This is a genomic window from Nonomuraea sp. NPDC046570, assembly GCF_040645915.1.
Classification (GTDB): Bacteria; Actinomycetota; Actinomycetes; order Streptosporangiales; family Streptosporangiaceae; genus Nonomuraea.
The window spans coordinates 168,926-192,213 of record NZ_JBEYZF010000003.1 but is presented as its reverse complement, the minus strand read 5'-3'; the positions used below and the strand labels follow the sequence as shown (position 1 = coordinate 192,213).

General features: G+C 72.0%; 22 protein-coding genes. 12 read left to right on the top strand and 10 right to left on the bottom strand.

Annotation, left to right across the window (positions count from 1 at the left end; translation table 11 throughout):
• Positions 1-31 precede the first annotated feature (31 nt).
• Entirely contained in the window at positions 32-1,306 is a 1,275-nt protein-coding gene (locus ABZ911_RS06990; protein WP_358052762.1) for a cytochrome P450, read from the top strand.
• Here the strand turns inward: ABZ911_RS06990 and ABZ911_RS06985 are convergent.
• Positions 1,262-2,641 carry a tetratricopeptide repeat protein gene (locus ABZ911_RS06985; protein WP_358052760.1) on the bottom strand — a complete coding sequence of 460 codons (1,380 nt, stop codon included), beginning with the start codon at positions 2,639-2,641 and terminating at the stop codon, positions 1,262-1,264. The genes ABZ911_RS06990 and ABZ911_RS06985 overlap by 45 nt on opposite strands.
• Before the next feature lie 86 nt (positions 2,642-2,727).
• Here ABZ911_RS06985 and ABZ911_RS06980 point away from each other — a divergent pair, with 86 nt between their 5' ends.
• Both ABZ911_RS06980 and ABZ911_RS06975 read left to right on the top strand, forming a co-directional pair.
• The gene (locus ABZ911_RS06980; RefSeq protein WP_358052758.1) at positions 2,728-3,450 is read left to right on the top strand and encodes a sugar phosphate isomerase/epimerase; all 723 of its coding nucleotides are present in this window, start codon (positions 2,728-2,730) and stop codon (positions 3,448-3,450) included.
• Positions 3,447-4,529 carry a Gfo/Idh/MocA family oxidoreductase gene (locus tag ABZ911_RS06975; protein WP_358052756.1) on the top strand — a complete coding sequence of 361 codons (1,083 nt, stop codon included), beginning with the start codon at positions 3,447-3,449 and terminating at the stop codon, positions 4,527-4,529. The genes ABZ911_RS06980 and ABZ911_RS06975 overlap by 4 nt, the downstream gene beginning before the upstream one ends.
• Positions 4,530-4,583: 54 nt before the next feature.
• Here ABZ911_RS06975 and ABZ911_RS06970 read toward each other — a convergent pair whose 3' ends face one another.
• Positions 4,584-6,158, bottom strand: coding sequence for a hypothetical protein (locus ABZ911_RS06970; RefSeq protein WP_358052754.1), 1,575 nt, complete (start codon positions 6,156-6,158; stop codon positions 4,584-4,586).
• A 245-nt stretch (positions 6,159-6,403) separates the two neighbouring features.
• On the opposite strand from ABZ911_RS06970, the gene ABZ911_RS06965 reads away from it, so the two are divergent.
• The 6 genes from ABZ911_RS06965 to ABZ911_RS06940 all read left to right on the top strand — a co-directional run bounded on the left by ABZ911_RS06965 (position 6,404) and on the right by ABZ911_RS06940 (position 12,231).
• Positions 6,404-8,050, top strand: a complete 1,647-nt coding sequence (locus tag ABZ911_RS06965) for a gamma-glutamyltransferase (RefSeq protein WP_358052752.1) — start codon at positions 6,404-6,406, stop codon at positions 8,048-8,050.
• Between the two features lie 78 nt (positions 8,051-8,128).
• Positions 8,129-9,541 (top strand): aldehyde dehydrogenase family protein, encoded by a 1,413-nt coding sequence (locus tag ABZ911_RS06960; RefSeq protein WP_358053255.1) that lies wholly within the window; start codon positions 8,129-8,131, stop codon positions 9,539-9,541.
• Positions 9,542-9,641: 100 nt separating this feature from the next.
• Entirely contained in the window at positions 9,642-10,343 is a 702-nt protein-coding gene (locus tag ABZ911_RS06955; protein WP_358052751.1) for an iron-containing redox enzyme family protein, read from the top strand.
• Positions 10,340-10,666 carry a Rieske (2Fe-2S) protein gene (locus tag ABZ911_RS06950; protein WP_358052749.1) on the top strand — a complete coding sequence of 109 codons (327 nt, stop codon included), beginning with the start codon at positions 10,340-10,342 and terminating at the stop codon, positions 10,664-10,666. Before ABZ911_RS06955 ends, ABZ911_RS06950 begins: the two co-directional genes overlap by 4 nt.
• Positions 10,663-11,859: an FAD-dependent oxidoreductase gene (locus ABZ911_RS06945; RefSeq protein WP_358052747.1), complete on the top strand. Its 1,197-nt coding sequence runs from the start codon at positions 10,663-10,665 to the stop codon at positions 11,857-11,859. The genes ABZ911_RS06950 and ABZ911_RS06945 overlap by 4 nt, the downstream gene beginning before the upstream one ends.
• A gap of 12 nt (positions 11,860-11,871) precedes the next feature.
• On the top strand, positions 11,872-12,231 hold the full coding sequence (locus ABZ911_RS06940; RefSeq protein ID WP_358052745.1) for a Rieske 2Fe-2S domain-containing protein: 360 nt from the start codon (positions 11,872-11,874) through the stop codon (positions 12,229-12,231).
• On the opposite strand, the gene ABZ911_RS06935 is transcribed toward ABZ911_RS06940, so the two are convergent.
• On the bottom strand, positions 12,221-13,921 hold the full coding sequence (locus ABZ911_RS06935) for a helix-turn-helix domain-containing protein (protein WP_358052743.1): 1,701 nt from the start codon (positions 13,919-13,921) through the stop codon (positions 12,221-12,223). The genes ABZ911_RS06940 and ABZ911_RS06935 overlap by 11 nt on opposite strands.
• Before the next feature lie 198 nt (positions 13,922-14,119).
• On the opposite strand from ABZ911_RS06935, the gene ABZ911_RS06930 reads away from it, so the two are divergent.
• On the top strand, positions 14,120-14,560 hold the full coding sequence (locus ABZ911_RS06930) for a heme-binding protein (RefSeq protein ID WP_358052741.1): 441 nt from the start codon (positions 14,120-14,122) through the stop codon (positions 14,558-14,560).
• Positions 14,561-14,618: 58 nt separating this feature from the next.
• Here ABZ911_RS06930 and ABZ911_RS06925 read toward each other — a convergent pair whose 3' ends face one another.
• The 6 genes from ABZ911_RS06925 to ABZ911_RS06900 are packed head-to-tail and all read right to left on the bottom strand — an operon-like array spanning position 14,619 to position 20,017.
• On the bottom strand, positions 14,619-15,377 hold the full coding sequence (locus ABZ911_RS06925; RefSeq protein ID WP_358052739.1) for an SIS domain-containing protein: 759 nt from the start codon (positions 15,375-15,377) through the stop codon (positions 14,619-14,621).
• 12 nt (positions 15,378-15,389) lie between these two features.
• Entirely contained in the window at positions 15,390-16,133 is a 744-nt protein-coding gene (locus ABZ911_RS06920) for a GntR family transcriptional regulator (RefSeq protein WP_358052737.1), read from the bottom strand.
• The gene (locus ABZ911_RS06915; protein WP_358052735.1) at positions 16,121-16,957 is read right to left on the bottom strand and encodes an ROK family protein; all 837 of its coding nucleotides are present in this window, start codon (positions 16,955-16,957) and stop codon (positions 16,121-16,123) included. The genes ABZ911_RS06920 and ABZ911_RS06915 overlap by 13 nt, the downstream gene beginning before the upstream one ends.
• On the bottom strand, positions 16,954-17,781 hold the full coding sequence (locus ABZ911_RS06910) for a carbohydrate ABC transporter permease (RefSeq protein WP_358052733.1): 828 nt from the start codon (positions 17,779-17,781) through the stop codon (positions 16,954-16,956). The genes ABZ911_RS06915 and ABZ911_RS06910 overlap by 4 nt, the downstream gene beginning before the upstream one ends.
• Entirely contained in the window at positions 17,778-18,698 is a 921-nt protein-coding gene (locus ABZ911_RS06905; protein ID WP_358052732.1) for a sugar ABC transporter permease, read from the bottom strand. The genes ABZ911_RS06910 and ABZ911_RS06905 overlap by 4 nt, the downstream gene beginning before the upstream one ends.
• Positions 18,695-20,017: an extracellular solute-binding protein gene (locus ABZ911_RS06900; RefSeq protein ID WP_358052730.1), complete on the bottom strand. Its 1,323-nt coding sequence runs from the start codon at positions 20,015-20,017 to the stop codon at positions 18,695-18,697. Before ABZ911_RS06900 ends, ABZ911_RS06905 begins: the two co-directional genes overlap by 4 nt.
• A gap of 122 nt (positions 20,018-20,139) precedes the next feature.
• On the opposite strand from ABZ911_RS06900, the gene ABZ911_RS06895 reads away from it, so the two are divergent.
• Complete coding sequence (locus ABZ911_RS06895; RefSeq protein ID WP_358052728.1) at positions 20,140-20,982, top strand: aminoglycoside phosphotransferase family protein; 843 nt, start codon at positions 20,140-20,142, stop codon at positions 20,980-20,982.
• A 127-nt stretch (positions 20,983-21,109) separates the two neighbouring features.
• Positions 21,110-22,084: an acetylxylan esterase gene (locus tag ABZ911_RS06890; protein ID WP_358052726.1), complete on the top strand. Its 975-nt coding sequence runs from the start codon at positions 21,110-21,112 to the stop codon at positions 22,082-22,084.
• Between the two features lie 35 nt (positions 22,085-22,119).
• Here ABZ911_RS06890 and ABZ911_RS06885 read toward each other — a convergent pair whose 3' ends face one another.
• On the bottom strand, positions 22,120-23,247 hold the full coding sequence (locus tag ABZ911_RS06885; protein WP_358052724.1) for a GntR family transcriptional regulator: 1,128 nt from the start codon (positions 23,245-23,247) through the stop codon (positions 22,120-22,122).
• Between the last annotated feature and the right edge of the window lie 41 nt (positions 23,248-23,288).

Genomic DNA, 23,288 nt, shown 5'->3' with positions numbered 1-23,288 from the left:
TGATCGAATCGACGGAGAGGACCTGGCACCCGTGAACCTCGACGAGGCAGGACTGGCGCTCGCCGACCCCACCGCGTACGCCGACGAGAAGCGATTCCACCAGGCGTGCGCCATGCTTCGCGCCGAGTCGCCGGTGCACTGGGTCGACGCCCCCGGCTACCGCCCCTTCTGGGCCGTCACCAAGCACGCCGACGTCCTGGAGATCGAGCGCAGGCACCAGCTCTTCGTCAACGCGCCCCGGCCGCTGCTGGTCGCGGCGGCGGCCGAGGAGCAGATGGCCGCCAGCGGCGTCGCGCTGCGCACACTGATCCACATGGACGACCCCGACCACGCCGTGGTGCGGGCGATCGCCGCCGACTGGTTCAAGCCCGCCGCCATGCGCCGGATGCAGGAGCGCATCGACACCCTGGCCAGGCGGTACGTGGACCGGATGCTCGACTTCGGCGGCGCGTGCGACTTCGCCACCGACATCGCCTCGCACTACCCGCTGTACGTGATCCTGTCGCTGCTCGGCCTGCCGGAGAGCGACTTCCCGCGCATGCTCCAGCTCACCCAGGAGCTGTTCGGCGGCTCCGACCCGGAACGGCGGCGCGGCGCCACCCCCGAGGAGCAGTTCGCCGTCGTGCTGGACTTCTTCGCCTACTTCCAGGAGCTGACCGCGTCGCGGCGCCGCGAGCCCACCGACGACCTGGCCTCGACGATCGCCAACGCCGAGGGGCTGTCCGAGCTGGACACCGCCTCCTACTACGTGATCATCGCCACCGCGGGCCACGACACCACCAGCTCCACGGTGGCCGGGGGCCTGCACGCGCTCATGGCGCACCCCGACCAGCTCGCCCGCCTGCGCGCGCGGCCGGAGCTGATGCCGCTGGCCGTGGACGAGATGATCCGCTGGGTGACGCCGGTCAAGGAGTTCATGCGCACCGCCACCGCCGACTACGACCTGCGCGGCGTGCGGATCAGGGAGGGCGACGCGGTACTGCTGTCGTACCCGTCGGCCAACCGGGACGAGGATGTCTTCGACGACCCGTTCCGCTTCGACGTCGGCCGCAACCCCAACCGGCATCTGGCCTTCGGCTTCGGCGCCCACTACTGCCTGGGCGCCGCCCTGGCCCGGATGGAGGTCAGGGCGCTGTTCACCGAACTGCTGTCCAGGCTGTCGTCGGTGGAGCCGGACGGCGCGCCCGAGTGGGTGGCCACCACGTTCGTGGGCGGCCTGAAGCGCCTGCCGATCCGCTACGAGTTCGCCGGGACGACCGGCTCAGACCTTCCGCAGCAGGGCGGCGCGGTCGGCGGCGACGGCTGACGCCGCCCGGTCGCCCAGCTTCTCCGCCAGCGCGGCCTGCTTCAGCCAGTTGTACGGGCTGCACGGCCGCACGTTGATGCGCTCGCTGACCAGCACCCGGGCCAGCGAGAGCCGCCCGGCCCGCAGCGCCGACTCCAGCAGCGTCTTCTGCACGGCGTCGCGCTGCGCGTGGCTGCCGCCGAACTCGTTGATCCGGTGCCTGATCGGGTAGAGCAGGTCGATCGCCGTGTCGTAGTCCTGCCTGCCGTACGCGATCAGGGCCCGGCAGACCGGCAGGCCCACGCGCGCGGTCATCGCGTGGTTGGTGGCCGAGGTGCCCGCCGCCACGTACGCCTCCCGGCTCGCCACCAGCTTCTCGGCCTCGGCCGACCGGCCCGCGCCGAGGTAGGACATGACGGCGTGCATGTCGTTGAAGGCGTAGAACGGCTCGCCCATGCGCGGGCGCCACGCGTCGGCGAGCGCCCGCCAGCGCTCGGTCTGGTCCGAGCCCTCCAGCAGCAGCCGCCACAGCAGCGCGGCGGCGTCGAGCAGCTCCATCGCGGTCTCGCCGTCGGCCAGCGCCGCGTCGTAGACCTCCAGCGCCCTGGCGTTGTCCCCGGCCTCGATGGCGTAGAGCGCGTAGTGCCACCAGTTGTGCACGTTGAGGAACGTTCCCGTGGACCAGTCGGGCATCCGGGCGTCCATGTAGCGGATGCCGTCGGTGAAGCGGCCCTGCATCTCGTAGGTGTGCACGACGGCGTGCACACCCCACGCGTCCTTGGGGTTCAGCTCGACCGCGTGCAGCCCGACCACCTCGGATCGGTCGTAGTGGCCGGACTCCTCCAGGCCGAAGGCGTACATCCCCAGCACATGGCCGTAGTGGCGGTCCTCCTCGCGCCAGGCGGTCAGCGCGCCGCCGATCCGGTCCCGCAGCGATCGGGCGTTGCCGGTGAAGAAGTCGACCTGATGGCCGACGGCCAGCGCCAGGGCGTCGCGCGGGTACTCCTCGGTGATCCGGCCGAGCAGCCCGCCGCCGTCCAGGAAGTCGCCGTTGAGCAGCCGCTGGGCGGCCTCGACGTGCGCCCGCTCTCTGGGCAGCAGGTCGGGGGCGCTCGCGCGGAACCGGGCGAAACGCTCGCGGGCCCGTCTGGCGTCGTCGGGCTCGGTGGTCAGCAGGCCGAGGTAGGCGGCCAGCACCTGGCCCATGGGGAAGGACGGATCCTCCCGGAGGGCCGCCTCGGCCTGGGCGTCGACCTCCGCCCTGAAGTGCAGCAGATCGTCGATCGCCTGGTCGTAGTGGCGGAGGGCGGCCGTGCTCGCGGAGCCGACCTCCAGACCGTGCTCATCGGTGTGCATGGGTCAGATGTACCTTCTGCCGAGCCGTCTCGTATGCCAGAACGTGCCCTTTCATCCGAGTCGGCCGTTGATTAGCGTTCATGGACATGAGCGCACTCGCCGTGCAGTTGTACTCCCTGCGCGAACACCCTGTCACCGAGTCCCTACCCCGGCTCGCCGAGCTCGGCTATCAGGCCGTCGAACCTTTCGCCATCCTTGACGATCCCGAGGGCTTACGCGCCCTCCTCGACCGCACCGGCCTGCGGGTGTGGTCCGCGCACGCCGCGCTGCTCGGCGGGCGGCGCGACGACTACGCCGAGGCCGCGCGCGTCCTCGGCCTCGACACGCTCGTGGTGCCGCTCGCCGCCCCCGAGGAGTTCGCCGGCAGGGAGGCCGTCGAGCGCACCGCCCAGGCGCTGAACGACTGCGCCGCGTGGGCGGCGGGCCACGGCCTGCGGGTCGGCTACCACAACCACCACTGGGAGCTGTCCTCGCAGGTGGACGGCCGCTCCGCGCTCGAAGTCCTGGCCGATCTGCTGGTCCCCGAGGTCTTCCTGGAAGTCGACGTCTACTGGGCCGCGGTGGGCGGCGCCGATGTGCCGGCGCTGCTGCGCGGCCTCGGCGACCGGGTGCGCTTCCTGCACGTCAAGGACGGGCCCGCGACGGTGGAGGACCCGATGACCGCGGTCGGCTCCGGCGTCCTGCCCATCCCCGAGATCCTCGCCGCCGCGCCGCAGGCCCGCCGGGTGGTGGAGCTGGACCGCTGCGCGGGCGACATGTGGCAGGCGATCGCCGACTCGCACGCCTACCTGGAAGGGCTGCCCGCGTGAACCTGGCGATCGTCGGCTGCGGGACCATCAGCCACCAGTACCTGGCCAACTTCGCGACCTTCCCCGGTGTGCGCGTGCTGGCCTGCGCGGACCTGGACGTGGAGCGCGCCAAGGCCGTCGCCGAGCAGTACAGCGTGCCGGTCGCGGGCGACGTCGACACCGTGATCGCGCATCCCGACGTGGAGCTCGTGGTCAACCTGACCGTGCCCGCCGCGCACGTCGCCGTCGCCACCCAGGCGGTCGAGGCGGGCCGGCACGTCTACAACGAGAAGCCGCTCGCCCTCGACCCGGACGGCGGGCGCGCGCTCCTGGCCGCGGCCGGCGCGGCGGGCGTACGCGTCGGCTGCGCCCCCGACACCTTCCTGGGCGCGGGCCTGCAGACCGTCGCCCGCCTGGTCGCCTCGGGGGAGATCGGCAGGCCCACCTCCGCTCTCACCCTGCTGCAGGGCTCGGGTCCCGAACGCTGGCACCCGAGCCCGCAGTTCCTCTTCCTGCCCGGCGCCGGACCGCTGTTCGACATGGGCCCCTACTACCTGACCGCCCTCGCCGCCCTGTTCGGCCCCGTCATCAGGGTGGCGGCCACCGGCGGCAGGGCGCACGCCAAGCGCGTCGTCGGCTCCGGGCCGCTGGCCGGGACCGAGTTCGACGTCGAGGTGTACACGCATGTGAGCGCCCTGCTGGAGTTCGCCGCCGGGCAGAGCGCCACGGCCGTGTTCAGCTTCGACTCCCCGCTGCCCCGGCACGACTTCCTGGAGGTCACCGGAACCGAGGCCACCCTCGCCGCCCCCGACCCCAACACCTTCACCGGGCCGGTACGGCTGCGCCGTACCGGAGAGGGGGCGTGGGCGGAGATCGCGGCCGTCGGCTCCACGGCCGGGCGCGGCATCGGTGTGCTCGACCTGGTGCGCTCGATCCGTGCCGGGCAGCCGCACCGGGCCTCGGGGGAGCTGGCCCTGCACGTCGTCGACGTCATGACCGCCATCCTCGAGTCGGCCGACCACGGCCGGTTCGTGCCCGTCACCTCCACGTTCACGCCTCCCACGCCGCTGCCCGAGGACTGGAACCCCACCCACCTGTGAGAAGAGGGGCGTCCTTTCGGGGACGCCCCTCCCGCACGGCATGGCGGTTCGCAGTCAGAAGACGATCACCGCCAGCGTGGTCGCGACCGCCAGGCCGGCCACCACGGGGACGAAGCCCGCGCGGGCCAGATCCAGGACGTTCACCCTGGCGAAGCCCGCCACGGCGATCAGCGAGGACCAGGCGATCAGCACGCCGCCGCCCGACCACACGCAGCCCATCTGGCCGATGGCGGCCAGCGTGGCCGGATCCATACCGACCGTCGGGCCGAGCGCGCCCGACAGCGAACCGGTCAGCGGCAGTCCGGCGAACCCCGACCCGTCCAGACCGGTGATCATGCCGATCGCCAGGATCGCGAACGCGATGAGGAAGGAGTTGTGCGGGATGCCGTCCTTGGCGGCGTTCACCACCTCGAACAGGAAGTCGGGAGCCTTCGCCCCCTCGGGCAGGAACATGATCCGCCCGGCGAAGTTCTCGCTGCCGATGAAGAAGAAGCCCGCGATGGGCAGCACGATGCCCATCGCCTTGACCGAGAACACCAGCCCGTCGATCACATGCTCGGCGCAGGTCTCCAGGGCGCGGCGGCCGTCGGTGACGGCGGTGGCGAACAGCAGCAGGATCGCCGCGACGCCCCCCACCAGGGCTGCGGCCTCCCCGCCGATGGTCTCGGGGACCAGGTCGGTGAACTTGCCGAGCAGCATGTACCCGACCAGGGCGAGGAAGGCCAGCGGCACGATCACGGCGAACGCCTTCGACCGCCCGGCCGGCGCCGCCCCTAAGCCCCCCTGACCGCCTGTTTCCCCGGGATCGCCCATTCCCTCGGGACCGCTCGATTCCACGGGGTCGGTGAAGGTGCCGGTTCCTCCGCCGCCGGTGGCCGCTGCGAGGTCACCGGCCCCGGCCGTGGCGGTCGCGGTCACCTCCTCCGTCCTCGGCAGGGAGAGCGCCGGCGACAGCGCCTTGCCCTCCCATCGCAGCAGGTTGTCCACGCTCGGCGCGACGATCGTCCTGCGGATCATGAAGTAGCCGAGCACCAGCGCGATCCCGCCGACCACCAGGGACAACACCAGCGACCTGTCGGCCACCAGACTCGTCGAGGTCCCCGCCGCGGTCGCCGACAGGCCCGGCGCGACCTGCATGACGTAGTCACTCGACAGCGCCATCCCCTGCCCGGCGATCGCCACCGCCAGCCCGGCGCCCAGCGCCGGCAGCCCCGCCCTGATCGCGACCGGCAGCAGGATCGCGCCGATCAGCGGCACCGCGGGAGTGGGCCAGAAGAACAGGCTGATCACGTACGTGACGCCGGCGATCACCCAGAACGAGGTGTGCCCGTTGCGCATCACCGCACGGAACGGCTCGATCATCCGCTGATCCGCGCCGAGCGCCTTGAGCGCGCCCAGCAGCGCGGTCACCAGAGCGATGATCAGGAAGATGTTGAACAGCTCCGCCGCCGCCGTGAGGCTGGCGCCGAAGATGGACTGCATCCCCTTGACGATGTCCCCCGTGAACGCCCAGGCGGTGAAGAACGTGGCCGCGACGGCCGGGATCACGATGTTCCTCCGGGTGATCATGACCGCGATGATCACCACGATACCGGCCAGGTATATCCAATGAGCGGCACCGAGTTCCATGGCACCCTCCCTCTCGCTACGGCGGGGCCGTACCAGGCAGTGAGTCGATGCACAGAATGTGCTCGGTCCGCCGGGGGTGGGCAATGAGAAAACTGCACATTACGCGTCCGGTCGTTTGTGCAGCGTGCCAGCGGTGCCCCGGACCTTTCCCGTGGGCCTGATGTGCACGTCGCCCAAGTTCTCCGCGATACCTGCGGCAGTTGTTCCATATCCCGCGTGAACGGCGCGCACGGACACTCGGTTCCGTGCAGCGATGGGACATACCACCTCGCGGATCGGTCGTGTCGGGCGGCGGGATGGTCACCTCCAGCCACCCCGCCGTGACCCAGGCGGGCGCCCGCGTCCTGGAACGCGGCGGCAACGCGATCGACGCGGCCCTGGCGATGGCGGCGATGTCCTGGACCGCCCTCCCCGGCCAGTGCGGCCTCGGCGGCGACGCCTTCGCCCTGCTGTACCGGCCATCCGCCGAGGTGGTGGCCTTCGGAGGGAGCGGGTTCGGGCCGGACGGGGGTTGGCCCGGGTTCTACCGGGGGCTCGGGCTGCGGGCGTTGCCTCTCGACGGGGCGCTGGCCGTGGCCGCCCCGGGCGCGCTGGCCGCGCTGGTGGAGCTGCACGCGGCGGGCGCGACAATGAGCCTCGCCGAACTCTGGGCGCCCGCGATCACCGCCGCCGAGCGGGGACTTCCGTGCACGGCCAAGACCAGGGCCGACATCATCGAGCACCGCGCCGCGCTCGCCGCCGACCCGGCCGCCGCCGCCGTGTTCCTGCCCGGCGGTGCGCCACCCCGAATCGGACACCCGCTCAGCCAGCCGGACCTCGCCACCACCCTGCGCCACCTGGCCGAGACGCCCGGCGACCTCTACACGGGCTCACTCGCCGAACGCGCGGTCCGCACCCTTCAATCCGGCGGCGCCCCCTTCACCGGCGACGAATGGGCGGCGACCGGCACCGCCCTGACCGCCCCCTCCATCACCATCGAGTACGGCCCCCACACCATCCACCAGACTCCCTTGCCCACCCCAGGCTGGATGGTCCTCCAACAGGCGGGCCTGAACGACGGGTGCCTGGCCTCCCGGCCCTGGCTGTCCCCCGAGGCGGTCGACTGGTCAGCCCGCGCCGCCGCGATCGCCTTCACCGACCGCATGACCGGCTGGCCCGGCGCCAGGTCCCGGGGGATCGGCGGCGAGGGGGAGGAATGGCGGGAGCTGCTAGGGCGTGCGGCGCTGGAGGAGCGGCGGGCGGCGTTGGCGGCGGGGTGGAGACCCTCGTGGGGAAGCTCGCCGCTGCCCGTGAGCGGGGACACCACCTCCGTCGTGGCCGCCGACGCCGACGGGGGCGTGGTCACGTTGATCCACTCGCTCGCGTTCACCTTCGGGGCCCGGCTCATGGTGCCGGGGACTGGGGTGATGCTCAACAACCGGCTGGGGCGGGGGGCGTACCTCATCGACGGGCATCCCAACGAGGTCGCCCCGCGCAGGAGGCCGCTGCACACCCTGAACGCCTGGGTCGTCACCGACGCCTCGGGGCGGCTGGTGCACGCGGGCAACACACCGGGCGGGGACGGGCAGGTGCAGTGGAACGCGCAACTGCTGTCCCATCTGCTGGATCACGGCGCCGACCCGGCGCAGGCGGTGGGGGCGCCGCGGTACACGATCTTTCCCGGGAGCGACGCGGACGTGCTCGGGCGGCCGTACGAGCTGCGGTGCGAGTCACGGCTCGGCGCGCGGACGCTGTGGCGGCTGCGGGAACTCGGCCACGACGTTCGAGTCCAGGAGGCGTGGGGCGGCGGGGGAAGCGCGCTGGTGATCTCACTCGACCACGACTCCGGCGCCTTCCTCGGCGCCGCCGACCCCAGACAGGACGGAGTGACCCTCGGTGTCGGCGGGGGCTGATACGGCGGTGGTGCTGAGCGCGGGGGAGTAGAAGGCCGGGGAGTCGGAAGTCAGGGCAGGTGTGGAGGAGTGGGTGTGATGGGGCATCGCGGGTTCAATCTGGTGGGCGGGGAGTGGGTGGACGCGCTGGGCGGCGGGACGTTCCTGCGGAGGAATCCCGCTGACCCAGAGGACGTGGTGGGGGAGTTTCCCGACTCGACGGCTGAGGACGTGCGCGCGGCCGTCGCCGCCGTGGAGGAGGGCGCGGCCGAGTGGGCCGAGGTCTCGGCGGAGCGCAGGGCCGAGGTGCTGCGCAGGGCGGCCGACCTGCTGGAGGGACGCAGGACGGCGCTGACGGCGGAACTGGTCAGGGAGGAGGGGAAGACGGCGGCCGAGGCCGCGATGGAGACCTCGCGGACCCCGCTCAACCTGCGCTTCCACGCCGCCGAGGCCCAGCGCGTCGACGGCCGCGCCTACCGGGGCGACGACGGCGGACTCGTCTACACCTGGCGGGAACCCGTGGGCGTCGTCGGCGCCATCACCCCCTGGAACTTCCCCCTCAACATCCCTTCCCGCAAACTCGGCCCCGCCCTCGCCGCCGGCAACGGCGTGGTGTTCAAACCATCCCCGATCACCCCTCTCATGGCCCAGCGCCTGACCGAGGCGCTGCTCGCCGCCGGGCTGCCGCCGAAGGCGCTGGCCCTGGTGCACGGCGGCGCGCGGCCGGGCGCGGCGGTCGCCGAGGACCCGCGGGTGGGCGCGGTGACGTTCACCGGGTCCACCGCCACCGGCCGGGCCGTCCACGCCGCCGCCGGACCCACCCGCCGCGTGCAACTGGAGATGGGCGGCAAGAACGCGGTCGTCGTGCTGCCCGACGCCGACCTGGACAAGGCCGCGCGGATCATCGTGAAGGGCGCGTTCGGGCTCAGCGGCCAGGCGTGTACGGGCACGAGCCGGGTGATCGCCTTGCCGGAGGTGCACGACCCGCTGCTCGACCGGGTGGTGAAGCTGGCCCGGGAGGTCGAGATGGGCCCGCTGGCCGCCGATTTCCAGCTCCGCAAGACCCTCGACTACGTCCGCATCGGCCAGGAGGAAGGCGCGGAACTGGTCACCGGCGGCCGGCGGCTGCCCGGCAAGGGGTACTTCGTCAGCCCCGCCGTCCTCACCGGCGTCGGGCGCGGCTCGCGGCTGGCCCGCGAGGAGGTGTTCGGGCCGGTGCTCGCCTTCCAGCGGGCCAGCGACTTCGACGAGGCCCTGGAACTGGCCAACGACACCGAGTACGGCCTGGCCGCGGGCCTCGTCACCCGCGACCTGAACCGGGCGCTCGACTTCGCCAGGCGCAGCCGTACCGGCGTGGTGAAGGTGAACCAGCCGACCACCGGCATGGCGATGAACGTGCCCTTCGGCGGGCTGAAGGCGTCGAGCACGCAGACGTACAAAGAGCAGGCGGGGCCGTCGATGATGCTTTTCTACACGCAGGAGAAGAGCGTTTACATTTCTCCGCTCGACTGAGTGCAGGGTGCACAGGAAAGGCCGGGGAAGGTGTGCCGCCTGGCCGTACGAAAAGGCTTGGTGAATTTCTAGCGTGAGGTCTGGAGAAAGGAGCAGGGAAATGACCGAACTGCTGTCGCGGGATGATTTCCGCGAGGCTCTTCAGGACGCGATCAAAGGCCGGGAGGCGAAGAACGCGTCGTTCAGCCAGGCATGGGCGGAGGGGCTGCTCAAGCGCGAGCACTTCGCCCGCTGGGCGGAGAACCACTACCACTACGTGGGGCCGTTCGCCGACTACCTCGCCTACGTGTATGCCAACACCCCGGACGAGTTCACCGGCGCGAAGGACTTCACCCTGCAGAACATGTACGAGGAGGAACTGGCCGACATCAGGCACACCGACCTGCTGATCAAGTTCGCCGAGGCGTGCGGCACCACCCGGGAGCGGGTGGAGGATCCGGCGAACATGAACCCGATCACCCGCGGCCTGCAGGCCTGGTGCTACGCGATCTCGATGCGCGAGCACTTCGTGGTCGCCACGGCGGCCCTGGTGGTGGGGCTGGAGTCACAGGTGCCGAGCATCTACCGGCGGCAGATCGTGCCGCTGCGCGAGGTGTACGGCTTCACCGAGGACGAGATCGAGTTCTTCGACCTGCACATCACCTCCGACGAGGTGCACGGCGAGCGCGGCTACCAGATCGTCCTCGACCACGCCGACACGCCCGAGCTGCAGCAGCGCTGCCTGCGGGTGTGCAGGTGGGGCGCGGAGATGCGCTACTCCTACACCCAGGGCCTCTACGACCACTACGTCAGGCCGGCGTGAGCTGGGTCGAGGCGGCCTCGCTGAAGGAGCTCGGCAGGCGCAGGCGCAAGCTCGTCGTCGTCGGCGACCAGCAGATCGCGCTGTTCCTGGTCGGCGAGACCGTCTACGCGCTGCGCGACGTGTGCGTGCACAAGCAGCGCTCGCTCAGCAAGGGCACGATCCTGCACGGCCGGATCATCTGCCCGGGCCACCAGTGGTCCTTCGACCCGGCCACCGGCCGGGCCGAAGGCCAGGACCCGTGCCAGCCCACCTACCAGGTGCGGGTCGAGGACGACGCGGTCTACGTCGACCCGCGCCCGCTGGTCGCGGAGGAGAGCCGGTGATCAGGTCGGTCATCGTGGTCGGCGGCGGCCAGGCCGCCGCCGTCGCGGTCAGGACGCTGCGCCGCCGCGGGTACGACGGGAGCGTGCTGCTCGTCAGCGAGGAGCACCTGCCGCCCTACCAGCGTCCGCCGCTGTCGAAGGAGTACCTGGCGGGCGAGGAGGACTGGGAGTCGCTCTGCCTGCTGCCGGAGTCGTGGTGCGCCGACAACGACGTCGAACTGCGGCTGAACACCCGGGTGACGGCGGTCAGGGGCCGCGAGGTCGAGCCGGCCTCCGGCGCCCGGCTGACAGCCGACGCGCTGCTCGTCGCCACCGGCGGCCGGCCGCGCAGGCTGCCGGGCGTCGAGGGCGAGCGGGTCAGGTACCTGCGCACGGTCGCCGACTCCGACCGGCTCCGCGGCGACCTGCGGCCGGGCGCCCGCGTGGTCGTGGTCGGCGGCGGTTTCGTCGGCTCGGAGGTGGCCTCGACCGCCCGGTCACTGGGCGCCGAGGTCACGGTCCTGGAGTGCCTGCCCGTCCCGCTCCAGCGGGCGCTCGGCCCGGAGATGGGCGGCGTCTGCGCGGCCCTGCAGCGGGCGGGCGGCGTGGACCTGCGCACCGGCGTCACGGTCACCGGGTACGCCGAGAGCGGCGACGTGGCCGCGGTCCGCACCGGCGAGGGCCGCGTCGTCGAGGGTGACGTGGTGGTCGTCGGCGTCGGCATGCTGCCCAACGTCGAGGCGCTGCACGGCTTCGAGCTCGACGACGGCGTGCTGGTCGACGAGTACTGCAGGACCAGCGTGCCGGGCGTGTACGCGGCGGGTGACGTGGCCCGCCACCACCATCCGCTGTTCGGCCGCGCCGTCAGGGTGGAGCACTTCGACCACGCCAGCGCGCACGGCATGGCCGCGGCCAAGAGCATCCTCGGGCAGGGCACGCCGTACACCAGCCCGCACTGGTTCTGGTCGGACCAGTTCGGGCGCAACCTGCAGTACACGGGCCACGCCGACGAGTGGGACGAGATCGTCGTGCGCGGCGAGGTCGAGGAGTTCGACTTCATCGCCTTCTACCTGCGCAAGGGCGTGCTCCAGGCGGCCTTCGCGATGGACCGGGGCGGGGACGTGGCCGTGGCCAGGCAGCTCGTGTCGGCGCGGGCCGTACCCGATCCCGGGTTCCTGCGGGACGAGGACGCCGACCTGACCGAGCTGCTGTAGAGGAGGAGGGACATGGACTACCAGCGGGTGGCCAGGTCGGGCCAGGTGCCCGACGGCGTCGTGCGGCGGTTCTTCGTGGGCGAGGTCGAGATCGCCGTCGCCCGCTGGGCGGGCCGGGTGTACGCGATGTCGAACTACTGCACCCACCTCGACTGCCTGCTGTCGTCGGGGCACGCCACCGAGGACGGGCTGCTCTGCTCCTGCCACGGCAGCGTCTTCGACTACCACTCGGGCGAGCCGATCACCCCACCGGCCACCCGCCCGATCCGCACCTACCCGGTCCGGGAGACCGACGGCCAGATCCTGGTACGGCTCCCGCCCGACGCGGCCGAGGACCGCCCGCGCAGGCGGCGGCCGGAATCTACGGCATGACGTCCTCGGCGGGGGGCGACAGCTCCTCGCTGAGGGCCCCGGTCACCGAGGCCAGCGTGTCGATGTGGTGCGCCAGCCACACCATGAACTGGGTGTCGGCCGACCGGATGTCCATCCGCAGCGCCCGCGACGCCCTGTCCAGTTTGTACAGCATCGTGTTGCGGTGCAGCTTGAGCGTGCGCGCCGCCGCGTTCAGGTTGCCCGCCGACCTGATGTAGGCGATCACCACCTGTTCCAGGTCGCCTGTCTGGCTGTGCACCCGGCGCAGCGACTCCAGGATCTCCCTGGCGAACGCCTGCCCCTCCGCGCTGGCCGCCACATCCTTCAGCGCGGCGTACACGCGCAGGTCGTCGTACCCGCACACGGCATCAGCCCCGGTGTGCCTGGCCAGCCCCATCGCCACCCGCGCCTCGTAGTAGCTGGCCGCCACCCCCGCCGCCCCCTCACCCGGGCGGCCGGACGTGACGCGCAGGTCGTCGCCCAGGTGCGAACGGAGCGTACGGTGCAACTGGCGGGAGAAGTGGGTGACCGCCTGCTGCTCGTGCAGCGGCCCCTCGCCGGACACCTGCCTGATGACCACGACGAACGTGCCCACGGCCGCGGCCAGCGTCCACCGGTTGCCCGACGGCTCGACCGCCTGCGCGATGCGGGTGACGGCCGCCGCCCGCCGCTGGTCGCGCCGCCCGGTCGGCACCAGCGCGGGCGCCGTCACCATGTGCACGGCGTAGCGCGCGTCCACGTCGAACCCGTGGTGCCTGGCCCGCGCCTCCAACTCGTGCGGGTCGGCGAAGCGGCCGTGCACCAGCGACTCCACGAAGTCCCCCCGCGCCCGCTCCTCGGCGGCCCGCACCGAGCGCTGGCGCAGCATCTCCGAGCCGGTCAGCGTGGCCCCGTGCTCGGCGATCACCCGGTGCTGGGCCAGGTCGTGCGCGTCGGGCGGGCAGGACGGCTCGACGAGCACGAGCCTGCCGTACAGGTCGCCGCCCACCACGATCGGCGCGATCAGCACCCTGGTCGGCCGGGGTGGCAGGTCGAGCTCCAGCAGCCCGGCCGGGGCCTCGAAGTCCCGGCGCAGGTCGGGCAGCCGGTCGGCGAGCTGTCCGCCGATCTCGGCGGGATCGAGGCCGGGCCGGCCGAACCCGGCGTACGCGAGCGTCTCGCCGTCGGCGTCCATCACCATCACCGGGCCGTGCGACAGGCCCGCGATCGCCCTGGCCATCGCCGGGATGCCGGCGCCGCGGGCCAGCACCTCGGCCAGCGCCCGGTGCACGCGCGTGCTGTACTCCAGCACGTGCGAGGTCTGCGCCAGCGCCTTCTGCCCGACCAGGCGGCTGACCGTCCGGTAGTCGGCGCGCGGCTCCAGCACCAGCACGGGCAGCACGCACTCGTCGGCGGCCACCGCGACCGGCGCGAGGTCGGGCTCGGGGGCGCCGGGGGCGGGCCAGGCCAGCAGCGCCGCCGCCGCCCGCTTGGCCAGCGACTCGATCAGGCCGGGCGCGGGCAGCGCGGCGAGCGGCAGGTGCACCGCCACACCGGCCAGGCCGCTGCCGTCGTCGAGCCGGATCTCCGACAGCGGCAGGCACCAGGAGACCGTCACCCCGAGGCCCGGCCCGCCGCCGATCAGCCGCCCGCGCAGCAGCGGTTCGGCCAGCAGGGTAAGAAGATCGACGCCGTCGGGTTCATGTGCCATGTGTCCAATTCCTGTCCCGCTGGTTCGGCATTGTGTCCATTGCCCGGGAGAGGGCTCCCTCGGACACTGACGGGGTGTGATCGATGCCGCCCTGGCGGGAGGAGTTTCTCCACAGTCTGCTTTTCCATCGGCCCGCAGGCAATAGCCGCTTTTCACCGCCGCGGCGATCGCCGCCCTGTCCGAATAACCGGAGGATTCATGCATCTCATTCACCGGCTGACCCTTGAGGACGCGCTCGTGATGCTCGCCGCGGCCGAGGAGGAGGCCCGCCGCATCGGCGTCAGGCAGACCATCTGCGTCGCCGACGACGGCGCCCATCCCATCGCGCTGCACCGGATGACGGGCGCCCGGCTGACCGGGGTCGAGATCGCCATCGCCAAGGCGTTCACCGCGGCCGGTCACCAGCGCGAGACGCACCGCTTCAACGAGCCGCCCGACGGTCCCGCGCTGCCCGGCAACGAGGCGTTCGGCATCAGCCATATGCATCCCGGCAGGTTCGCGGTGTTCGTGGGTGGCTTCCCGATCGTGCACGAAGGGCAGGTGGTGGGCGCGGTCGGCGTCAGCGGCGGCACCGGCGACCAGGACAAGGCCGTGGGCGCCGCGGCACTGCGCGCCTTCGCGGAGAAGGTCGCCGGATGATCAGGGTACGACGGCGGGCCCGTCCCGCCCCCCACGGGTGGGACGGGCCCGTCGAGGGTCAGGAGAGGGAGCGGGACTCGGCGGCGTGCAGACGGCGGCGGTGGTCGGCGAAGACCTCGTCGTTCGAGGCCACCGAGGCGCCCGGCACCGTCGGCGAGACGAACGTCGGCAGCACCACCCCGCGCCCGGCGAGCACCGCCGCCGTGCGGGTGACGATCTCGTGGCTGACCACGCACGCCACCACCGTCGAGGCCCCGCCCACCGGCCGGTCCCACCCGTCCACCTCGACGATCGCGTCCTGCACCGGCACGCCGGTGTCGATCGTCACGTCGCACACCTCGGCGATGCGCTGCCCGCTGGAGTGCTCGGCGGGCCGCTCCAGGTTCGCCGTCGAGGTCACCGCGACGGTGAACAGGCCGCGCTTGGCGCCGTACATGGCCGCCTCGACCGGCGCCGCGTTGCGCCCGCCGTGCGAGTACACCACCAGCACGTCGCCCGCGCTCAGCGGCTCGTGGTCGAGGTACTGCTGCACGTAGCCCTCGGTCCGCTCCAGCCACAGCAGCTCGCGCACGCCACCCGGGCCGAGCACGTTGTGCCACATCAGCCTCGGGTCGGTCAGCGGGTGCAGACCGGAGAAGCTGCCGTACCGGGGGAAGGCGTCCATGGTGGGGATCACCGAGTGGCCGCTGCCGTACAGGTGGATCAGGCCGCCGTTCTGGACGGCGTCGGCGCACTTGACGGCGGCGGCGTCGAGCGCCTCGCCCTGGGTGCGGTCCAGCCGGTCGAGCAGATCGATCATCAGGCGGGTGTAGGTCATGACTGTCCTTTCTTAGGGGTTCCGCAGGGCGAGGCGGACCTGGTAGCGGTCACCGCGCATCACGCTGCGGACGTATTCGAAGGGGCCGTGCGGGTCGAAGGTGAGCCGCTCGACGTAGAAGGCGTGCGCGCCGGGGGAGACGCCCAAGGTGGCGGCGTCCTCGTCGAGGACCCCCCCGACGGTGAAGGTCTCCACCGCCTCGCGCGGCACCAGGCCGTACTGCTCGCGCAGCGTCTGGTACAGCGAGCGGTCGGTGAAGTCGGTGGCGTCGAGGCCGGGGAAGCGGTCCAGGGGCAGGTAGGCGGTCTGCACGCCGACGGGACGGGCGCCGTCGGTGCGCAGCCGGCGCAGCCGCAGCACCGGGGCGTCGTCGGCGACCCGCATCTCCTCCGGCAGGCCGGCCTCGCCCGCGGTGGTGACCGCCTGGTCCAGCACCCGGGCGCCCGAGGTGTGGCCGAGGTCGGCCAGCTCGGCGGTGAAGGAGGTGACGCCGCGCGCTCCCGCGGTCAGGCTCGTGTCGCGGACGAACGTGCCCCTGCCCTGCTCCTTCACCAGCACGCCCCGGTCGACCAGCCGGGCCAGCGCCTGCCGTACCGTCACCCGGCTGACCCCGTAGGTCCTGCCGAGCTCGTCCTCGGTGGGCAGCCGCCCGCCGGGCAGCCACTCCTCGGCGTCGATCCGCTGCTGCAGGCTCCGTTCCACCTGCAGGTACAGCGGCACTCCCGACGTGGGGTCGAGTGCCCTCACGATTGCCATGCGTCCCCGATCCCGGCCGCGAGCAGCGCGCCCACGACCCCCGCGTGCGAGCCGAGCCCGGTCGCGAGGACCGGGACCCGCCGTCCGTCAGGCGAGGCGTACCTCGCCACGTGCGCGTCCAGCATCGGACCGAGCACGTCCATCGCGTCGGCCATACCGCCGCCGACCAGCACGGCCTCGGGGTCGAGGACGCTGGCCAGCGCCGCCACGCCCCGCGCCAGCCGTACCGCGTAGGTCTCCAGTTCCGCCGTCGCCGACGGGTCGCCGCGGCGTGCGGCGGCCACCAGGGCCGGGCCCCGGCCGCCGAGCGCCGAGCCGGAGGCGGCGCGCTCGAACGGGCCGTGGCCCGCCTCGGCGTGCGGCGGATCGGCCGGCAGCCAGCCCCAGGACCCGGCGCTGCCGTGCGCGCCGCGCCAGATGCGCCCGTCGGCCATGAACGCGCCGCCGATCCCGGTGCCGACCGCGACCAGCACCGCCGAGCGCAGCCCCCGGGCCGCGCCCTCGCGCGCCTCGGCCAGCAGTGTCAGGTGCCCGTCGAGACCGAGCCGCACCGGCGCGCCGACCCGCTCGGCCAGATCCCGCCCGAGCGGCCTGTCCCGCAGGTACGGCAGCGCGGGCACGAACAGCGCCCGATCCCCTTCACAGGTTCCCGGTAGCCCGACGCCGACCGCCTCGGGCGCCTCGCCCACCAGCTCGGCCAGCAGCGCGAGCAGGGAGTCGTAGTCGCCCGGCACGGGCCTGCGCGCCACCTCGCCGCGCACCCCGCCGCTCTCCCGCAGCGCCCGCACGGCGGTGCCGCCCACATCGAGGCCGACCAGGTTCACCCCTTCACCCCCGTCCGCGAGACGCTCTGCACGAACACCCGCTGGGCCAGCAGGAACACCAGGATCGTCGGCACGGCGGCGATGAGCGCGCCGGCCATGACCACGTTCTGGTACTGCACGCTGGTGCTGTAGCTGAGCAACTGGGTGAGCGCGAGCACGACCGGGAACTTGGAGTCGTCCTGCAGGATCGACAGCGGCCAGATGAAGTTGTTCCAATAGAAGACGAACGCGAAGATCGCCAGGCTGACCACGGCCGGCATCAGCAGCGGCGTGACCACCCGCCACAGGATGCGCAGCTCGCCCGCCCCGTCGATCCTGGCCGCGTCGATCAGCTCGTCGGGGATGTCGGCGATGAACTGCCGCATCAGGAAGATGCCGAACGCGTTGGCCAGCCAGGGCAGCATGACGCCCAGGTAGGAGTCGGCCAGGCCCATCGAGGAGACCAGCCAGTACAGCGGGACCAGGGTGACCACGGGCGGCAGGAACATGGTCGCCACCACGCCCCAGAACAGCACCTCGCGGCCCCTGAAGCGGTACTTCGCGAACACGTACCCGGCCATCACGCTGGTGACCAGCACCGACAGCGTCGACACCCCGGCGATCAGCAGGCTGTTCAGGAACGCGCCCGCGAACGGGACCGCCTCGAACACCTCCCCGAACGCCCCCAGCGACGGATCGGCCGGGAACCAGGTGGGCGGGACGCGCTGCAGCTCCTCCGGCCCCTTCAGGCTGGAGATCACCATCCAGTACAGCGGGAACAGCGGCGGCAGCATGGCCAGCGCGATCGCGACACCCGCCGCGAGCCGTACGGCCCGGCGCCTCATGACCGCCTCCGCATCGCCGCGAGGAACAGCCCGCCCAAGGCCAGCAGGATGACCAGCAGGCTGAACGCCATCGCGCTCGCCTGCCCGGCCAGTCCGTGCTGGAAGGCCGCGCGCTGGATCGCGAACGACAGCACCGACGTGCTCTCGGCCGGTCCGCCCTGGGTGAGGATGTAGACCGGGTCGAAGACCTGGATCGCGTTGATGACCGCGACCAGCGCGATGAACGTGGTGGTACGGCGCAGCAGCGGCAGCGTGACGTTCCAGGTCTGCCGCCAGAACCCGGCGCCGTCGATGCGGGCCGCCTCGTACAGGTCGCCGGGGATCTGCGTCAGGCCCGCGATCACCAGGATCGTGTAGTAGCCGATCATCTGCCACAGGTGGAAGATCACCAGCGAGACCAGCGCGGTGTCCGGTGCGCTGAGCCAGGTGGGGTCGGGCAGCCCGAGCGCGGCGAACACCTGCGCGAACGGCCCGTAGTCGGGCGCGTAGAGCGCCCCCCACACGATCGCGATGGCCACGGTGGGCACCACGTACGTCGAGAACAGCACCGCCCGCGCCACGCCCTTGCCCGCGACCCTGGGGAAGTACAGCAGCATGCCGAGCGCGAGGGAGAGCGGCACGGTGACCACGAGCACCAGCGCCACGTAGATCGCCGTGTTCCCCAACGCCTGAAAGAAGTCCTGATTTTTCAGCAGATCGGAGTAGTTGCCGAGGCCGCGCCACTCCATGTCGCCCAGCGGGGTGTACATCGACCACTCGTGCAGGCTGATCCAGAACGTCAGCGCGATCGGCACGGCCGTGAACAGCCCGATCACCAGCATCGCCGGCGACAGGAACGCCAGCGCCGCCCGCCCCCTGCCGCTCCCCAGCCGCCCGGCCTGGGGCCGGGCGGCGAGGGTGGTGGTTCCTGCGGTCACTTGCTCGCCTTCGTCAGGATGTCGGCGACCTCTTGCTGGGCCGCGCTCATCGCCTGCTCCGGCGTCTCCTTGCCGAACACCACGTTCTCCAGGTGCTTCTGCACGGCCTGGCTCATCGCCTCACCGCCCAGCACCGCCGGGAACGGCTTGGCGTTGGCCAGCTCCTTGACGTACGCCGCCAGGAACGGGTCGGAGAGCTGCGCCTCGTGCGCCTTGAGGTCACCGGTCCTGCTCGGGAGGATGCCCATCGAGGTGAGGATGTCGCCCATCGCCGAGGAGCCGTTCTTGCCGCTCGTGGACCCGTTGAGGTAGGTGAGGAACTTCCACGCGGCCTCCTGCCGGGCCGGGGCGGCCTTGCCGTTCACCACCGTCAGCCAGGAGTAGGAGACCGAGGCCGGGCCGGTGCCGCCGGGGCCGGTCGGGATCGGCGCGACCGCCACGTCCTGGTAGCGATCGCCCATGGCGTCCTTGAGCGAGCTCTGCCACCAGTTCGCCATGATGATCATGCCGGTCTTGCCGTTGACGAAGTTGTCGAGGTACGGCCCGGTGGTGTTGGCGTTGGCGTTGCTCATCGGCGGCTGGGTCGAACCCTCCTTGACCAGCCTGGCGTACAGGTCGGTGGCCGCCTTCACCTTCGGGTCGTCGAGCTTGGGCGTGCCGCCGTCGAGCAGCGCGCCGCCGTTGGAGTTGACCAGCGACAGCCACGGATGCACCACCCCGGCCGGCCAGCTCGTGATCACGCCGAAGCCCTGCTGGGTGACCTTCCCGCCGTCGCGCTTGGTCAGCTTGGCCGCCGTGGCGACCAGCTCGTCCCAGGTCTTCGGCGGCTCGGCGACACCGGCCTCGGCGAACAGCTTCTTGTTGTAGTTGAGGGCGTACAGGTCGACCTCGTTCGGGTAGCCGCGCGGGGCGCCCTGCTTGGTGACGCCCTCCACCAGGTTGGCCGGCCAGTTGCCGCTCAGCTCCTTGGCCACGTCGGCGGGCGCTGGGGCGGCCAGGCCGTCCTTGACCAGTTCAGGCAGCCACAGGTCGTAGACGCTGGCGATGGTCGGCCCGTTGGGGCTCGCGCCCTGCGTCCGCAGCGTGCTCAGCAGGTTGCCGAACGGCACGGCGCGGATGTCCACGCTGATGCCCGGATTGCTCTTCTCGAACGCCGCGGCCGCCGCCTTGAGGGCTTTGACCTGGTCGGGGCCCCAGTGCGTGAGAAACGAGATCGTCTGCCCGGCACCTTCACCACCACCGCCACCACCACTGCTCCCGCAGCCTGCCACGGCCAGCGCGAGTACGGCACCGGCGGCGATCACACTCTTGGTCTTCAAGGGGGGTTCCTCCTCCCCAAGCGATGACGTCGCTTCAGGGGACGGCATCATCATGTCGTTAGGTTGTTATAACAAGTTTGCTCCCGGTTTGGGAAGGCCCCAAGCGTCGTTAGAGTGCGGATGTGGGTGACGACATTCGCGCTTTGCTGGCCGATCGCCTGCCCGGATACCCGGTTCGTTCGGTGGTCGTGCTGGGTGAGGGCGTCGACAATGTGGCCTTCGAGGTCAACGGCGAGCTGATCGTCCGGGGGAGCAAGGAGGGCGGGCAGGAGGCGGCCGAGCGGGAAATGGCGCTGCTGGCCGAGGTGGGTGAGCTGTCGCCGCTACCGGTGCCCGGGCCGCTGTTCGCCGAAGGCGGGTACCTGGTCTACCGGAAGCTCGCGGGGGTGCCGCTGCTGCGGCGGCCCGTGGCCCGCCCGGAGCTTCTCGCGCCCGCGCTCGGCGCCTTCCTCGCCCGCCTGCACGCGACTCCCGTCGAGCGGATGGAACGGCTCGTCCCGTACGACACCAGCCCGCTCGCCGAATGGCTGGACGAGGCCGGGGAGCACTACCGCGACATCGCGGACATCCTTCCCGTGCGGGCGCGGCACCTGGTCGAGGACTTCCTCTCGGCCGCGCCCCCCGAACCACCGGCCGACCTCGCCTTCTGCCACAACGACCTGGGCGCCGAACATCTGCTGGCTGACGCGACCGCCCACCTCGTCACCGGCGTCATCGACTGGACCGACGCCGCCGTCACCGACCCCGCCCGCGACCTGGCCCTGCTCCACCGCGATCTCGGCCCCCGGTTCCTCGACCAGGTCCTGACCCACTACGAGCGCCCCTTCGGCCCCCCCGATCGGAGACGCGCGGCCTTCTACGCCCGCTGCGCCCTCCTCGAAGACCTCGTGTACGGCACCCGATCCGGCCCCCACATCTACGCCCGAACCGCCCTCGCCAACCTCACCCGCACCTTCGCCCCCTGACCTCCCCCTTCGCCGCCCTGCGCCACGCGTGCCGCCGGACTCCCGGTTCGGCTGGTGGACATGGGATGGCGCTTTCCCGGTTGGGTGAGGTGGAATGGCGGGGATCCGACTAGAGCTTGGAGCGTACGTGCCCCTCTTCGACATGCCGCTGGAGCGGCTCCGCGACTACCGCCCCGAACGCGACGAACCCTCCGACTTCGACGCCTTCTGGACGCGGACCCTCTCCGAAGCCGCGGAGTTCGACCTGGCCCCCTCCTTCACCCCCCACGACACCGCGATGACCGCCGTGGACGTCTACGACACCTCCTTCGCCGGCTGGGGCGGGCACCGGATCAACGCCTGGCTGATCGTGCCGAGAGGCGACGGCCCGGTCCCGTGCGTCGTGCAGTACATCGGCTACAGCGGCGGCCGGGGCTTCCCCGCCGATCACCTGATGTGGCCCGCGACGGGGTTCGCCACTCTGGTGGTGGACACCCGCGGCCAGGGCGGGGCCAGCCTGCACGCGCCGGGCGCGACGGCCGACCCGCACGGCGGCGCCTCCCCGCAGGCGCCCGGCATGATGACCCGCGGCATCCTGGACCCCGGCGACTACTACTACCGGCGGGTGTTCACCGACGCGGTCCGCGCGGTCGACGTGGCCAAGGCGCACCCGGCGGTGGATTCCGGCTGGATCGCGGTCACGGGCGGCAGCCAGGGCGGCGGGATCGCGCAGGCGGTCGCGGCGCTGCGGCCGGAGTTGAAGGCGGCGCTCATCGACGTGCCGTTCCTCACCCACTTCCGCCGGGCGGTGGAGATCACCGGGCGTGATCCGTACCAGGAGATCGTGCGGTTCCTGGCCAGCCAGCGGGGCACGCCCGAGCAGGTGTTCCGCACCCTGTCGTACTTCGACGGGCTGAACTTCGCCGCTCGCGGCCAGGTGCCCGCGCTGTACTCGGTGGGGATGATGGACGACGTGTGCCCGCCGTCCACGGTCTTCGGCGCCTACAACCACTGGCAGGGGCCGAAGGAGATCTCCGTCTGGCCGTGGAACAACCACGAGGGCGGCGGCGGCTTCCAGCGCGAGGAGCACCTCCGCTTCGTCCGCAAGCTCCAGGCTCAGTGACCTGACCGGCGGCGGCCCCGGTGGCCGCCGCCGGGTCAGGCCATGCCGACGGGTCCCCCGACCACCCGGAGGTGGGCGGGGGCCGACTCCCTGGTGTGGATGTCGATCGGCAGGACGATGTGGTGGATGTCGTGGGGGGCGCCCTGGGACGTGATGCGCTCGTTCAGCAGGTGCATGGCGCGGCGGCCCATCTCCTCCGACGGCAGGCGGGCCGCGGCGATCGTCAGGGGGAGCAGGTCGAAGGGGCCCGCGTCGTCCATGCCGGCCAGTTCGATCTGGCCCGGCACCTCCACGCCCATCGCGGTCAGGTCGCGCGCGGCGTGGGCGAGGACGAAGCCGTTCGCGCACAGGATGGCGGTCGGCGGGGCCGAGCGGTCGAGCATCGCGCGCAGCATCTCCCGGCGGCCCGCCTCGGGCCTGCGCAGATAGGAGGTGAGCACGGTCAGTTCGGGCAGCAGCGGCACCCCGTGCTCGCGCAGCGCCTGGATATGCCCGCTCATCCGCTCCCTGACGCTGGTGCAGTCGGTCTCGCTCCACAGCGTGGTGATGCGCCGGTGCCCCTGCGTGATCAGGTAGTCGGTCAGCCGGTGGCCGATGGCGAAGTTGTCGACGAGCACCGCGTCGGTCGGCAGGTCGGTCAGATACCGGTCGACGAGGACCACCGGCACCCCGTGGCGCTTGAGCTCGCCCACGGCGGGGGAGTCGGCGTGCCCGTCGACCGGGTAGAGCACCACGCCGGCCGCCTGCGTCTCCAGCGCCTGGCGCAGCGCCCGCTCCTGCGAGAGGAGGGAGCCGTTGGCGTTGGACAGGAACATCCGGTAGCCGTGCTCGGCGCACACCGACTCGATGCCGCTTATCACGTCGGAGTTGTGCGGGCCGTGGCCGTGCATCACGTACGCGATGGAGCGCTCCCGCGGCCCGGTCTCGACCGGCCGCTCGGCCACGAAGGTGCCCCGCCCGCGCCTGCGCACCAGGTAGCCCTCGGTGACCAGCTCGTTGAGCGCCCGCACGGCGGTGGTGGTGCTCACCCCGAACCGCTCGCACACCTCCCGCTGGCTCACGAACGGCTCATCGCGCACGTAGTCGCCGCGCGCGATGGCCGCCACCAGGTCCCGCTTCACCTGCTGGTACAGCGGCTCCTGGCTGTCGGTCGCCTCGGTCATCCCGCCCCCATCATCCGCTTTGCACGATCATTGACACGTTA

Coding starts and splice junctions, on each gene's coding strand:
- ABZ911_RS06935 (WP_358052743.1), bottom strand. CDS start 13,921: ATGGCACATGAACCCGACGGCGTCGATCTTCTTACCCTGCTGGCCGAA.
- ABZ911_RS06925 (WP_358052739.1), bottom strand. CDS start 15,377: ATGACCTACACCCGCCTGATGATCGATCTGCTCGACCGGCTGGACCGC.
- ABZ911_RS06885 (WP_358052724.1), bottom strand. CDS start 23,247: ATGACCGAGGCGACCGACAGCCAGGAGCCGCTGTACCAGCAGGTGAAG.
- ABZ911_RS06970 (WP_358052754.1), bottom strand. CDS start 6,158: ATGGAACTCGGTGCCGCTCATTGGATATACCTGGCCGGTATCGTGGTG.
- ABZ911_RS06920 (WP_358052737.1), bottom strand. CDS start 16,133: ATGGCAATCGTGAGGGCACTCGACCCCACGTCGGGAGTGCCGCTGTAC.
- ABZ911_RS06955 (WP_358052751.1), top strand. CDS start 9,642: ATGACCGAACTGCTGTCGCGGGATGATTTCCGCGAGGCTCTTCAGGAC.
- ABZ911_RS06980 (WP_358052758.1), top strand. CDS start 2,728: ATGAGCGCACTCGCCGTGCAGTTGTACTCCCTGCGCGAACACCCTGTC.
- ABZ911_RS06940 (WP_358052745.1), top strand. CDS start 11,872: ATGGACTACCAGCGGGTGGCCAGGTCGGGCCAGGTGCCCGACGGCGTC.
- ABZ911_RS06930 (WP_358052741.1), top strand. CDS start 14,120: ATGCATCTCATTCACCGGCTGACCCTTGAGGACGCGCTCGTGATGCTC.
- ABZ911_RS06910 (WP_358052733.1), bottom strand. CDS start 17,781: ATGAGGCGCCGGGCCGTACGGCTCGCGGCGGGTGTCGCGATCGCGCTG.
- ABZ911_RS06985 (WP_358052760.1), bottom strand. CDS start 2,641: ATGCACACCGATGAGCACGGTCTGGAGGTCGGCTCCGCGAGCACGGCC.
- ABZ911_RS06960 (WP_358053255.1), top strand. CDS start 8,129: ATGGGGCATCGCGGGTTCAATCTGGTGGGCGGGGAGTGGGTGGACGCG.